Consider the following 12,656-nt stretch of genomic DNA (forward strand, 5'->3'; position numbering starts at 1 on the left):
GTTGGGAACACCCCCCCCCCCGGCCCAACACCCTCCTCTCCTCCGGGACTTCCTCCCCCCCCCCCCCCTGCTCCCCCTCCCCCCCCTCCCCCCTTGGTGGGTCCCGGGCCGCAGGGCCTAGGGGTGCGGGCGGGTGCGCTGGGCGGGCAGGGACGGGGCGCAGGTGCGGCGGGCGAGTTCGGCGAGGGTGTGGAAGAGGACGTCGCCGAGCAGGACCGGGTCGCGCGAGGCGTCGGACGCCCGCGGGTCGCGGGTGTCGGGGCGGGCGGTCGGGGGCGGCTGGTCGCGGAGCTGGCGTGTGGGCATGGCTCTTCCTGCCGACGGGGTGGCCGTGGGCAGTCATTCCCGGCGCGGCCGGCCGGGCACCCCGGCGGCCTGGGGATCGGCCGGAAACGGAGTATGAAGGGCTTGATCACGGCGCGGACGGCCGGTGGGCGCGGGGCCGGGCCGGTGACCCTGCCGCGCCGATGGGCGAAGATGGACCGGTGACCGAACCCCGTACCGCGCCCCGCCTCATCGCCACCGACCTGGACGGCACCCTGCTCTGCTCCGGTGGCACCGTCACCGACCGCACCGCCGCGGCGCTGGCGGCGGCCGAGGCGGCCGGGGTGCAGGTGGTGTTCGTGACCGGGCGGCCGCCGCGCTGGATGCAGCAGGTGAGCCCGCACATCGGCGGCCACGGGGTGGCGATCTGCTCGAACGGCGGCGCGGTGGTGGACGTGCGGCGCGGCGAGCTGCTGGAGACCTTCCCGCTGCCGGTGGAGACCACCCTGGCGGTGGTCGAGGCGCTGCGGGCCAAGCTGCCGGGCACCGCGTTCGCCTTCGAGCACCCGGGCGGCTGGGCCCGCGAGCCCGGGTACGCGGTGCCGATGTGGGGCGACGAGCTGGAGCACGAGGTCGGCACGGCGGAGGAGCTGCTGGGGGCCGGCGGGTCGGTGCGGGGCCTGTTCAAGCTGCTGGCCAAGCACCCGGACCTCGATCCGGACAAGTTCCTCGCCGAGGCCAGGGAGGCGGCCGGGCACCTGGCCGAGATCACCCGCTCGGCGGCGATCCCGCTGCTGGAGATCAGCGCGCCCGGCGTCACCAAGGCCAGCACGCTGGCCCGCTGGTGCGCCGGGCGCGGGATCGACCGGAGCGAGGTGGTGGCCTTCGGCGACATGCCGAACGACCTGGAGATGCTGGCCTGGGCCGGCACCGCGTACGCCGTCGCCAACGCGCACCCGCAGGTGCTGGCGGCGGTGCCGCTGCACACCGTGAGCAACGAGCAGGACGGCGTCGCGGCGGTGCTGGAGCGGCTCCTCGGCCGGTAGGACAACGGGAACCGCTCCGGCCGGGAACGGCCGGAGCGGTCGGAGCGGTCGGAGCGGTCGGAGCGGCCGGAGCGGCCGGAGCGGCCTAGCCGAAGCGGCCGTTGACGTAGTCCGAGGTCCGCTGGTCGCGCGGGCTGCCGAAGATCTGCTCGGTCGGCCCGGCCTCGACGATCCGCCCCGGGGTGTCGTGGGTGGCCAGGAAGAACGCGCAGGTCTGCGAGACGCGCTGGGCCTGCTGCATGTTGTGGGTGACGATCACGATGGTGAGCCGCCCGCGCAGTTCGGCGATCGTCTCCTCGACCCGCCGGGTGGAGGTCGGGTCGAGCGCGGAGCACGGCTCGTCCATCAGCAGGATGTCCGGCGAGACGGCCAACGACCGCGCGATGCACAGGCGTTGCTGCTGGCCGCCGGAGAGCGCCCCGCCCGGGGTGTGCAGCCGGGTGGACACCTCGTCCCAGAGCCCGGCCCGGCGCAGGCTGGTCTCGACCAGGTGCTGGCGCTCGTCCTTGGACACCTTGATCCCGGCCAGCTTGAGCCCGCTGGAGACGTTGTCCTGGATGGACATCGCCGGGAACGGGTTGGGCCGCTGGAACACCATGCCGATCCGGCGCCGCACCTCGGCGGGCCGGCGGCCGGGCCGGTAGACGTCGTCCCCCTCCAGCAGCACCTCGCCGGAGAGGGCGGCGCCGCGCACCATCTCGTGCATCCGGTTGAGGATCCGCAGGTAGGTGGACTTGCCGCAGCCGGACGGGCCGATCAGCGCGGTGACCTCGCCGGCCGGCATCGCCAGCGAGACCCGCTCCAGGACCTTGCGGCTGCCGAACCAGGCGGAGACGTCGCGGGTCTCCAGTCCGGCGAGCGGCTCGTCGTCGGGGTGGCCGTCCGCGTACCGCCGGTCGGCGTACGGGGCGGGGGCGACCGGGGGGAGGGTGATGGTGTCGGCGACCGGGTCGGCCGGCGGGGTTTCGGTCAGTGGTGCGTCGGTCATCGGAACGGTCCTCCGGGCGCGCGTCAGTAGAGGTTGGGCAGCAGGGCGGCGGCGTTCTCGTAGACCGCCCAGAGCAGCGCGCCGACCACCGGCGCGAGGCTCAGGTACGCGGCCGAGCGCCGCCAGTACCGGGCCAGCAGCAGGGCGCCGGCCACCGCGCCGAGCAGGCCGAGCGACCACAGCTGGAGCGTGGCCAGCGCGCCCTTGTCCGCGGCCAGTGCCTTGTCGTACGGGACGGTCGCGGGCCGGCCGCCGGGGTTCTGCTGCGGGTCGCCGTCCAGCCGGGCGCCGATCAGCACGGTGGAGCCGGGGATCCAGTCGGAGTCGCCGGTGACCAGGACCATCCGGTTGCGGGCCTGGTCGACGATCGGGTGGTCGCCGTCGCCGTACACGTTGACGGTGTAGGTGAACGTGCCCTGGCCGGTGGTGGCTTCGATCTTGTCGCCGACCCGCAGCCTGGACAGTTCGGCGAACGGCGCGCCGAAGGTGGCGCCGCGGCCGAAGACCACGGCGACCCCGCGCTGACCGGGCAGCGCGGTGTCCCGGCGGTGGCCGGGGCCGCGCATCAGGTCCCGGCCGGTGGTGCCCTCGACCACCACGGCCCGGTGCAGGCCGATCGCCGGGATGTCCAGCAGTGCCACCGGGTCGCCGTCGGCGGCCGCGCCGGTCGGGGCGACCGCCCGGGCCAGCTGGTCGCGGAAGGTCTTGTACGCGGTGGACTGGTAGTGCTTCTGCTGGACGTGCGAGAGCGTGAACAGGTACCCGACGAAGCCGAGCACCAGCGCCGCGGCCAGGCTGACCGCCCAGGCGCCCTGGAGGAACCGCCGCCGCCCGGGGGAGACGGCGGGCCGGGCCGGGGCGGCGGGCCCGACGGGGGCGGCCGGCTGCTCCGGCGCGCTCACCGCGACCGGCTTCTCCAGCACCGGGGCCGTCACGAGGTACCGCCCGAGCCGTTGCGGCGGCGCAGCAGCCGGCGGCCGAGCAGCGGCGGGACGAGCACCACGGCGAGCAGTTCCAGCGCGGTGAGGGAGGACAGCATCCAGTCCTCGGGCTTGCCGCTGACCTCGACCACGTTGGCCGCCACCTCGGTGGCGGCGCCGCCGCGGCCGCGGGCGACCACCTGGCCGGTCTGCGGGTCGACCACGTCCTCGGTGGCGTCGCCGGCACCGGGCGCGTTCGGGTCACCGCCGGCCGCGCCGCCGGCCGCGTTCGGGTCGCCGGCACCGCCGGCCGTTCCCGCGCCCCCACCGGTACCGGCGCCACCCGCGCCGCCGCCGGTTCCGCCTCCGGAGCCGCCGGACCCGCCGGTGCCGCCGGAACCGCCCGCCGCACCGCCGGAGCCGCCGGCCGCACCGCCGGAACCGCCCGCGCCCGAACCGGTCTTGACCGGCTGGCCGTTCTGCACCGTGCAGTCCAGCGGGCTGCCGGCCTTGTCGCAGGGGCTCGGCATCGGGGCGTTCTTGAGGACGGTCAGCTCCCCGGCCGAGTTGAAGGTCGGGTTGGCGCAGTTGGAGAGGGTGTTCGGGTCGACCGGGCTGGCGTTGCCGGGGATGTTCCTGGTCTGCAGCAGCCCGCCCTTGACCAGGCCGCGCGGGATCGGCGAGTAGCCGAGGTCGTCCGCCTTGCCCTGGCCCTCGCACAGCACGTACGAGAGGAAGCGGCTGAGGGCGGAGCCCTTGTCGTTGTTGAAGCGCGGCGGCGGCGGGTTGGCCGCCCCGGCCCGCGGCACGATCAGGTAGCTGTAGCTGGAGATCGGGTAGGCGCGCGGGTCGTCCATGGTGTAGACGCCGTCGAGGTTCTGCTGCAGGTAGTTCGGGTCGTCCGCCGGGGTGCCGTCGTCCACGCCGCGGATCTTGGCGGCGGTGAGCGCGACGGCGACGTTGGAGGCGGTCGGCAGCGCGTAGTAGCCGGCCTGGTTGAGCACCTTCACGACCGGCCAGTTGCTGCGCTTGGCGAACGCGTACTCGTCGTAGCCGATGGTGCCGACGTTGCCCGGGGACTTGATGTAGCCGGCCACCACGTCGGAGCCGTTCTGCGCGACCATCCGGCCGGACGGCGGGAAGAACTCGGTGTAGTCGCCGCAGCTCACCCCGTTGACGGCCTTGCAGTAGGACTCCCACTGGTCCTTGTGGGTGTGCTCCATCCAGCGGGTGAACTGCGCGGTGGCGCCGGAGCCGTCGGAGCGGATCACCGGGGTGATCTGCAGGTTGGGCAGTGCCTTGCCGTAGTCGCTGGTGACCTTCGGGTCGTTCCAGTTGGTGATCTTGCCGGTGAAGATGTCCACGATGGTCTGCGGGGAGAGCCGCAGGTCGCGGACCTGCTTGCCGCCGACCACCAGGTTGTACATGAAGGTGGTGCCACCCGCGGTGATCGGCACGTAGGAGTAGCCGTAGACCGGGTTCTCCCGCTCGCCGCCGCCGTTCGCGTGGCCGTTCTGCCCGAGGCCGGTGTCCGGCGAGGAGCGGAACGGCACGTCGGAGGCGGTGAAGTCGTCCTGCCCGATCGACCACTGGGTGCGGCCGGCCGCCGAGCCGACCGGGTTGAAGTTGATCTGGATGCCCTGCGGGGACACGTCCTGGCGCCACTGGTCGATGGCGGGGCCGGCCCAGCTGGAGCCGTCCGCGCTCAGCGAGATCGAGGCGGCGTGGGCCGGGGTCTGCCCGATCAGCAGGGAGGCCGTGGCGAGCGACAGGGACATGGCCCCTGCCAGCAGCCGGGCCGTGGAGCGCCTTGCGGCCTCCCGGAACATGTGAACTCCTCGGGGACGGAGGGTGGTTGGTCCGGACATCAGTGCTTCGCCTGCGAGTGGAGGGCGTACGGACGGGCGATGGCGCCGAGCGCGGCCGCCTCCTGGCGGCGGGCGTCCCGGTCGATCCGGCGCTTCTGGGCCCGGGTCAGCTGCCCGGGCCGGCGGCCGCCGAGCACGCGCGCGGTGACGAACAGGACCAGCACGACGCCCATCAGCGTCAGCCCGGCCGCGAAGCCGCGCGCGATCATGCCGTCGTACGGCTGCTTGACGTAGTTCCAGATGTAGAGCGGCAGCGACACCTGGTGCCCCTCGAAGGGGTTGCCGTTGAACTGCGAGGTGAAGCCGGAGGTGAGCAGCACCGGCGAGGTCTCGCCGACGCCGCGCGCCATGCCGAGCACCACCGCGGTCACCAGGCCGGGCCGGGCGGTCGGCAGCACCACGTTCCACACCGTGCGCCACTGGCTGCCGCCGAGCGCGTACGAGGCCTCGCGCAGGGTGCCGGGCACCAGCCGGATGACCACCTCGGCGGCCCGGGTGACGATCGGCATCATCATCACGGTGAGCGCGAGCGAGGCCGCGAAGCCGCTCTTCTCGAAACCGAAGGTGATGATCACGACGCCGAGGATGAACAGGCCCGCCACGATGGACGGCAGCGCCGTCATCGCCTCGACCAGGGTCCGCACCGGGCGGGCCATCCGGCCGCCGACCTCGGACATGAAGACGGCCGCCGCGATGCCCAGCGGAACGGCGAACAGGGTTGCCAGGCCGAGCTGTTCGAGCGAACCGACGATCGCGTTGAGCGCGCCGCCGGAGGTGAGCTGGTCGAGCGGGCCGGTGTGCTCCATCGACTCGGTGAAGAAGTTGAGGTGCTGGGCGGCCTCCCAGCCGCGGCTGGCGACGTAGCCGATCTGGTCGGCGATCAGCGCGACCACCAGCAGCCCGGAGCTCCAGGCGACCACGGCGACCAGCCGGTCCCGCACCATCATCGGGTTCCACTGGAGCCGGCCGAGCAGGTAGTAGCCGGCCAGGAAGAGCAGGTACCAGCAGAGCAGGAAGCCGAAGGCGCCGCTGAACGGCAGCACCCGCTCGTACAGCACCCAGTCCAGTGCGAGCGAGCCGGCCGTCGCGCCCGCCACGGTGAGGACGTCGTCGCGGGTGACGCCGCCGATCCGGAGCTTCTTCTCGGGGCCCGGGGCCCCGGCCGCGGCGGGCCCCGGGGGCGCGGGCTCACCGGCGGGCCCGGACACCGCGACCGGCGGCAGGTCGAGCGTGGTCATCGGATGGTCCCTTCACGGTTCGGGTGGCTGCGTGGGCCGGTCGTCGCCCCGCGGGCGGGCGTCCGTGGACAGGCCCTGTCCCCGCGGGCGGTTCGGGGGTTCGTCATGCTCAGTCCGCCGTCGCGGCGCCGGAGCGCGAGCGGTTGATGACGACCCCGGCCAGCACGTTGACCAGCAGGGTGAGCGCGAACAGCACCAGACCGGCGGCCATCAGCGCGGAGAGCGACAGCGAGTCCGACTCGCCGAAGCGCAGCGCGATCAGCGCGGAGATCGAGTTGGCGCCGTTCTCCAGGATGTGGGTGATGGCCTTGAAGTTCGGCGAGATGATCAGCGCGACGGCGATGGTCTCGCCCATCGCGCGGCCGAAGCCCAGCATCACCGCGCCGATGACGCCGCCCTTGCCGAACGGCAGGACCACGGCGCGGACCATCCCCCAGCGGGTGGAGCCCAGCGCGTACGCGCCCTCCCGCTCGCCCTGCGGGGCCTGGGAGAAGACCTCCCGGCTGAGCGAGGTGACGATCGGGATGATCATCAGGGAGACCACCACGCCGGCGATGAAGGTCGAGGAGGTGTACGAGGTGCCGATGTCGCCGATGCGCACCTTGAGGAAGGGAATGGCGTCGCCCAGGTGGTTGGCCATCCAGCGGACGAAGCCGATGATCCGCGGCTGGAGGAAGAACAGGCCCCACAGGCCGTAGACGATGCTGGGGATCGCCGCCATCAGGTCGACGAGCGAGATCAGCGCGGCGCGCAGGCGCACCGGGGCGTACTCGGAGATGAAGATCGCGGTGCCGAGTGCCACCGGGACGGCGATGACCAGCGCGATCACCGCGATCAGCAGACCGTTGGGCAGGACGGCGGCGATGCCGAAGTTGTGGGCGGCGGTCTGCCACTTCTGCTCGGTCAGGAAGGACCAGCCGACCGCGCGCAGCGCGTCGGTGCCGCGCAGGACCAGGAAGAAGGCGATCAGTCCCATGATCGCGAAGACCGAGAGACCGGCCAGCCGCAGCACGCCGCGGAACACCCGGTCACCCGGGGTCGCGGGGGCGGTGATGGTGCGCGGGACGTCCTGATCGGGCCCGTGGTCGGGTTGGCGTGGCGCCCCGGCGTACGGTGCCGCGGGCTCAGCGGCGGATGTCATGTGTGCTCTCCGTGCTCGGGAACGGGCGTGCTCGGTGAGGGTCCGGGGCGCTGCCTCGGCGGGAGGAAGCGCTCGGCGGGGCCGGAACGGCGGCCCCGCCGAACGCGGGTTCCTACTTGCGGCGCAGCCGCGACCACTGGGTGCGGGCGCCGGTCAGCACCTTCGCCCCGGCCGGGGTGCCGCCGAGGAACAGCGCGGCCGGTCCGCCGACCAGCAGCACCAGGCCGGCGATCAGCGCGACGGGCAGCAGCAGCCGGGCGGTGCCGGGCCGGTCGGGCACCGGGGTGCCGACCGGGGCCGCGGCGAGCGGTCCGCCGGAGGGCGCGGCGCTCGCGCCGGGCTTGCCGCCGGCGGCCGTGCCGGGGGCCGCGGCGCCGCCGGCCGTGCCGGTCCCGGTGGAGCCGGTGGAGCCGGTGCCGGAGAGCCCGCCGCCGGACAGGCCGTCGGAGGACCCGAAGCCGGTGCCGCCGGAGTTGCCGTCCGCGCCGGTGGTGCCGGTGCCGGAGGTGCTCACCGGGCTGGTTCCGTCGACGGTGCCGCCGGAGCCCGAGCCGCCGTTGCCGTTCTCCGGGGTGCCCGGTTCGGGCTTCTCGGCCGGCGGGGCGGTCTGGTTGCCGGGCAGCTTGCCGTCCTGGGCCTCGACGTGCTGGACGGCCTGCTGGGCCTGCTGGCGCTGGGCGTTGTTCAGGGCGAGGAAGCCCTGGGCCAGCTGGCCGGGCGCGATGCCGTAGGTCTGCCCGGTGGTGGTCACCGTCTTGAGGAAGCGGGAGATCACCGCCGCCTTCGCGGCGGGCACCCCGCCGGTCGGGACCATCGCGTACTGGACGTAGCTCAGCGGGTACGCCCGCTGGTCACGGGAGAACGCGGTGTCGGGCGTGCCGTAGGGCAGCTGCTGGACCCCGGTGGCGGGGTCGGTCGGCATGTCGGCGACGGCGGCCTGGAAGCCGGCCGTGGACGGCGACACGTAGGCGCCGGCCGGGTTGAGCAGCGTGGCCTCGGGCAGCGAGAACGCCTTGGCCTGGGCGGTGTCCATGATGGCGAGCATCATGCGCTGGCCGGCCGGCTGCGCGGCGCAGGCGTCGTGCCCGCCGTTGGCGTTGTAGGTCGGCTGCTGGCAGTTCGGGCGGTTCTGGACCTGGTTGCGGGCGACCCGGGAGAGGCCCTCGGTGGAGGGCACCCACTCGAACTGCTTCCAGTGCGCCGTGTCGGCGCCGTCCTGCGGCGTGCTCGTCCCGGACATGTCCTGGGGCTGGAAGGCCTCGGCCGGGTAGCCGGTGAACCGGGGCTTCAGGTAGAAGCTGTCGACGTGCATGCCCCACGGGTCCGGCTCGCCGTCGAGGAAGCGGGCGGCGTCCGGGTCGGCCGCGATCCACGAGGTCAGCAGGTAGGTGAAGTCCGTCGTGCCGCCGGGGACACCGGGGAAGATCGTCAGGGCTCCGCCGCAGCTGGTCGGCCAGCTGATCCCGTTCTCCGGGGTCTCCGGGTTCAGCTGCCTGAACTCGGGGTCGGTGAAGAGGCAGATCGGGTTGCCGGCCACGGACGGGATGTCGGCACCGGGCGACGCGTAGGACTGGGTCAGCAGTTTGGCCAGCAGCCGCGCGTTCAGCTTCATGTCCTTGATCTGCCGACCGGTGTTCGGGTCGTCGACCACGAAGGTCACGGAGATGCCGGTCGTCGCCAGCGGGGCGTAGACGTACGGCCGCGGGGGCGGTGACGTGTCCGGCCGGGCCGTCAGCGCGAGGTCGATGCTGCTGCTGCCGCCCAGGAAGGCCGACCGGGCCTGCGGCTCGCCACCGGCCGGGATGTAGCCCACGGTCATCGGGGACTCGCCCAGGCACAGGCCCGAACGCCACTGCTGCATCGCCCGGTTGGCCATCTCCAGACCGGCGGTGCCGAAGTCCTGGGCGCTCGCGACGCAGGAGTCCGGGGTGGGCGCGAAGGAGAGCGGGACCACGGTCCGGTTGAGCCAGGCGCACTGCTCACTGGTGCGGTTCTTGGTCTTCGAGTTGATCCGGCCGGGCTTCATGACGCCGTCCGAAGCGGCGTTGTAGAACCTGTCCTTGTCCATCCGGTGGTCGTTGCAGTCGGCCTTGCCGCCGCGGATGTTGTACAGGTCCGTCGGGTCGCCGCCGTAGTTCGGCTCGACCACGATCGAGCAGGGGTGGGTGGCGTCGCAGCCGAGCGTGGTGCTCTCCTTGGCGCTCCACACCTCGATGGAGGCGGTGCCCGAGCCGTCCGGGCCGGTCGGGGCCAGCACCATGTTCGTGGGCCAGTCCGGCGTCTCCGTGTGCACCGGGCGGGCCGGCTGCTCGAAGCCCGCCTCGCGGTCGCCGCCGTAGAGGGTGCTGCCGTAGCAGTCCGTCACGGCGGGGTCGGTGCCGCGACACTGGTAGACCCGGACCGCGTACAGGTTGAGGGTCGACTCCACGGGCGTGGTCGTCACCGGGCCGCCGCTCTGGGTGACGGTCGGCGTGAAGCCGCTCCAGGAGACCTGGAGCACCTGGTTGGTCAGGTTGGCCGTCTGGGAGACCGTCACACTGCCCTCGTCGCCGTACGTTCCGGCGGCCGGGATCCACACCTTCGGACCGGTCACGGTCGTCGAGGAGTCGGCGTGAGCCTGCGGCGCCGCGCCCAACCCGATCGGAATGACAGCGAGCGCCGCCACCACCGCCTTGGCGAGGGCCAGGGCCGGTAGTCGACGGCGCCACCTTCCCCGACCTCTTCGGTCGGGTACGCGGGTTCTCATGCGAGGCCTCCGGGAGATGCGGGCCGCCGAGGGAGCGGCGCGAGGGCGTCGGATCGCGCTGGGGACGGACGATTCCGTGCGTACCATTCGGCCAGCCGGACATGGCGGGATCCGGTCGGCCAGGTGTACGAGACCACAACGCGGCGACTCCGTACCGGAGTTGGAAGATCCGCATGCGGCGGGCCCGCGCCGAGGCACGGGCCCTCCGATCTGCGGCCGGGTGGAGCTGGGATCAGCTCGCCGGGGTGAAGGACAGCGCGAGCGAGCCGATCTGCTGGCCGCCCTTGAAGTACGTGGTGCCGAGGTTGGTGTCCAGGTAGTTCGCGCCGGCCGCGTCCACCTGGAAGCTGGAGGAGTTCAGGGTCTGGGTGGTGCCGGTGCGGCCGATCACGTTGTTGCCGCGCGGGTCCAGCAGCGGCACCGGGGTGGTCGAACCGTTCGGCACGGCGGTGAAGTAGCCCTTGGCCACCGAGAAGTCGAGCTGCTTGAAGGTCACGCTCTTGCCGGTCGAGAGGTTGATGAAGAGCAGACCGCCGCCGAACTGCACGTGCCCGTAGAAGCCGGGGATGTTCGCGGCGCCGTCGGTCACCGGGAGCGTCACGGTGAGGCCGGTGTCGGCGTCGAGCTTCGGGTCGGCCGGCTGCAGCGGGATGACCAGGATGCCGTTGAGCGCGGCGTCCGCCAGGAAGCTCACGTCGGTGGTGATCACGGCCTGGCCGGAGGCCGGGGTGGCGGCGGTGTCGGCGACGGCCGCACCGCTCACACCGGTCAGGGCGAGGACGACGGTGGCACCGGTCGCGGCCAGGCGGGCACTGATGCGGGACATGCCGAACTCCTTGGGAGAGGGAGAGGAGAGGTGATCGGTGGTGCGGTTCGAGGAAGCTCGCGCGGGGGTGGCGCCGCCGCGGGGCGGAACGCGACCGGCGGCACGGCCCCGGTGAGGGTGCCGGGGGGACGGTCCCGGCTGTACGGCCGTGGTGCGCCCTGCTCCCCGGTCCGAGGGTTCAGCCGGGCCGGCGGCCGCAGGGGCGAGGCCCCTGCGGCCGCCGGTGCGGTGCTGGTTCGATCAGGAGTGGGTGACGCTGCCGCAGGCGAAGGGCGAGAGCGGCAGGAAGCCGTAGCTCTGGATGTCCGTGGCACCGTTGGTGCAGATCCAGCCACCGGCGCCGAAGATGGCGCGCAGGGCGGTGCCGTGGGCGTCCGTGGCGTTCCACTCGGCGTCACGGAAGACGTTGTAGACCACGCGGCCGTACTGGGTGGCCACGAAGGTGTCGCTGATGACCTTGTTCACGGTGTCGACCGGCGCGTTGCCGTCGATGTTGCGGATGGTCAGCGGGCCCTGGACGTCGGCGCCGGTGCCCTTGCCGAAGTACACCTGGCCGATGTAGTGGGCGACGGAGTAGGGGACCAGCGCGTTGATGTCGTTCAGCTGAGTGTCGCTGCCCTGGTTCTCCTGGACGCTGCTGTTGACGCAGGCGCCCGGGGTGAGCGGGGTGACGCCACCGTTGATGGCGGTCAGGAAGAAGGAACGGGTGCCCGAACCGGTCTGCGGCAGGAAGGGCTTGATCGTGGCGTTCGGGAGCGACGCGTTGATCTGGTTCCACTTGGTGATCGTGCAGGAGTAGATGCCCTTCAGGTTCGCCGTGGTCAGGTTCGCCGGGGCGTTGCCACCGCTCTTGGCGGCCCAGGAGACCGCGTCCTGCGCCAGCGCGACGAAGTCGTCGGTGGTCGGGTCGGTGGCCACCGGGCCGCGCGAGGAACGGGCGAAGTCCACGGTGGCGCTGGTGTTGGCGTTCAGCGCGGTGATGCCGGCGCCGGAGCCGTTCGGGCGGGTGATCGCGGTGGCACCGGTCTTGGTGGTGATGGTGCCGGCCGGGATCGCGTCCCAGCTGTAGAGGCGCGGGGAGGTGGAGCTGGTGAGCGACGCGTTGTAGTCGGCGGCGAGCTGGTTCAGCACCGACTGGGTCGTGTCGGAGCCGACACCCACGATGTCGATGGCGCGCGGGGTGACACCGGTGGCCGGGTCGGCGACGGCGGTGCCGCCGACGACGGTGGCGAGGGAGGTCGCCAGGGCGGCGACGGTGAGCAGCTTGGCAGCGGTCTTACGCATGTTCCTCTTCCTCCGGGGGAGAGACGTACATCGCGTGAAACCCGTACTCCGTTCGGGAGTTCGGGGCCGTGTGGCCGCGTCCGCTGCGGCCTCGCCGGCAGTGCCGATCCTGTCCGCCGGGGAGGTTCCGCCGGAAGAGAGGTCGAGCCCGGCCGGTGAATGTCGACTCATCGGTTCAGCGAGGTTTAGCCACTGGTCAGCGTGCACGTGACAGGGGCACTGCCAGGGCTCCGAGCCCGGTCGACGTTCTTCTCCAGGAGGCTGCTCGGAGTGTTGCCGGAAACCTGTCCTTCACCGGAACAGCACGGACGGAGATCCGATGGAGGATCGCCTTC

The 12,656-nt window shown here is 72.8% G+C and carries 10 protein-coding genes; 1 reads left to right on the forward strand and 9 read right to left on the reverse strand.

Features of this window, described 5'->3' with window-relative positions; translation table 11 throughout:
* Positions 1-117 precede the first annotated feature (117 nt).
* On the reverse strand, positions 118-306 hold the full coding sequence (locus ACFVGO_RS36285; RefSeq protein ID WP_359898072.1) for a hypothetical protein: 189 nt from the start codon (positions 304-306) through the stop codon (positions 118-120).
* 161 nt (positions 307-467) lie between these two features.
* Between ACFVGO_RS36285 and ACFVGO_RS36290 the strand changes: the two genes are divergently transcribed.
* The gene (locus tag ACFVGO_RS36290) at positions 468-1,310 is read left to right on the forward strand and encodes an HAD family hydrolase (protein WP_380359105.1); all 843 of its coding nucleotides are present in this window, start codon (positions 468-470) and stop codon (positions 1,308-1,310) included.
* Positions 1,311-1,395: 85 nt separating this feature from the next.
* On the opposite strand, the gene ACFVGO_RS36295 is transcribed toward ACFVGO_RS36290, so the two are convergent.
* The 8 genes from ACFVGO_RS36295 to ACFVGO_RS36330 form a co-directional block, all read right to left on the reverse strand.
* On the reverse strand, positions 1,396-2,298 hold the full coding sequence (locus ACFVGO_RS36295; RefSeq protein WP_359898075.1) for a phosphate ABC transporter ATP-binding protein: 903 nt from the start codon (positions 2,296-2,298) through the stop codon (positions 1,396-1,398).
* Between the two features lie 23 nt (positions 2,299-2,321).
* Positions 2,322-3,233: a class E sortase gene (locus tag ACFVGO_RS36300; RefSeq protein WP_359898076.1), complete on the reverse strand. Its 912-nt coding sequence runs from the start codon at positions 3,231-3,233 to the stop codon at positions 2,322-2,324.
* Positions 3,230-5,047, reverse strand: coding sequence for a phosphate ABC transporter substrate-binding protein PstS (locus ACFVGO_RS36305; RefSeq protein WP_380636403.1), 1,818 nt, complete (start codon positions 5,045-5,047; stop codon positions 3,230-3,232). Before ACFVGO_RS36305 ends, ACFVGO_RS36300 begins: the two co-directional genes overlap by 4 nt.
* Positions 5,048-5,085: 38 nt before the next feature.
* Entirely contained in the window at positions 5,086-6,324 is a 1,239-nt protein-coding gene (pstA, locus tag ACFVGO_RS36310; RefSeq protein WP_359898080.1) for a phosphate ABC transporter permease PstA, read from the reverse strand.
* A 109-nt stretch (positions 6,325-6,433) separates the two neighbouring features.
* On the reverse strand, positions 6,434-7,465 hold the full coding sequence (pstC, locus tag ACFVGO_RS36315) for a phosphate ABC transporter permease subunit PstC (RefSeq protein ID WP_359898082.1): 1,032 nt from the start codon (positions 7,463-7,465) through the stop codon (positions 6,434-6,436).
* A 112-nt stretch (positions 7,466-7,577) separates the two neighbouring features.
* Entirely contained in the window at positions 7,578-10,058 is a 2,481-nt protein-coding gene (locus ACFVGO_RS36320; RefSeq protein WP_380636405.1) for a hypothetical protein, read from the reverse strand.
* 385 nt (positions 10,059-10,443) lie between these two features.
* Positions 10,444-11,037 carry a hypothetical protein gene (locus ACFVGO_RS36325; protein WP_359898086.1) on the reverse strand — a complete coding sequence of 198 codons (594 nt, stop codon included), beginning with the start codon at positions 11,035-11,037 and terminating at the stop codon, positions 10,444-10,446.
* 240 nt (positions 11,038-11,277) lie between these two features.
* Positions 11,278-12,321: a substrate-binding domain-containing protein gene (locus ACFVGO_RS36330; RefSeq protein WP_359914324.1), complete on the reverse strand. Its 1,044-nt coding sequence runs from the start codon at positions 12,319-12,321 to the stop codon at positions 11,278-11,280.
* Between the last annotated feature and the right edge of the window lie 335 nt (positions 12,322-12,656).

This window comes from Kitasatospora sp. NPDC057738, assembly GCF_042798815.1.
Taxonomy (GTDB): Bacteria; Actinomycetota; Actinomycetes; order Streptomycetales; family Streptomycetaceae; genus Kitasatospora; species Kitasatospora lactacystinica.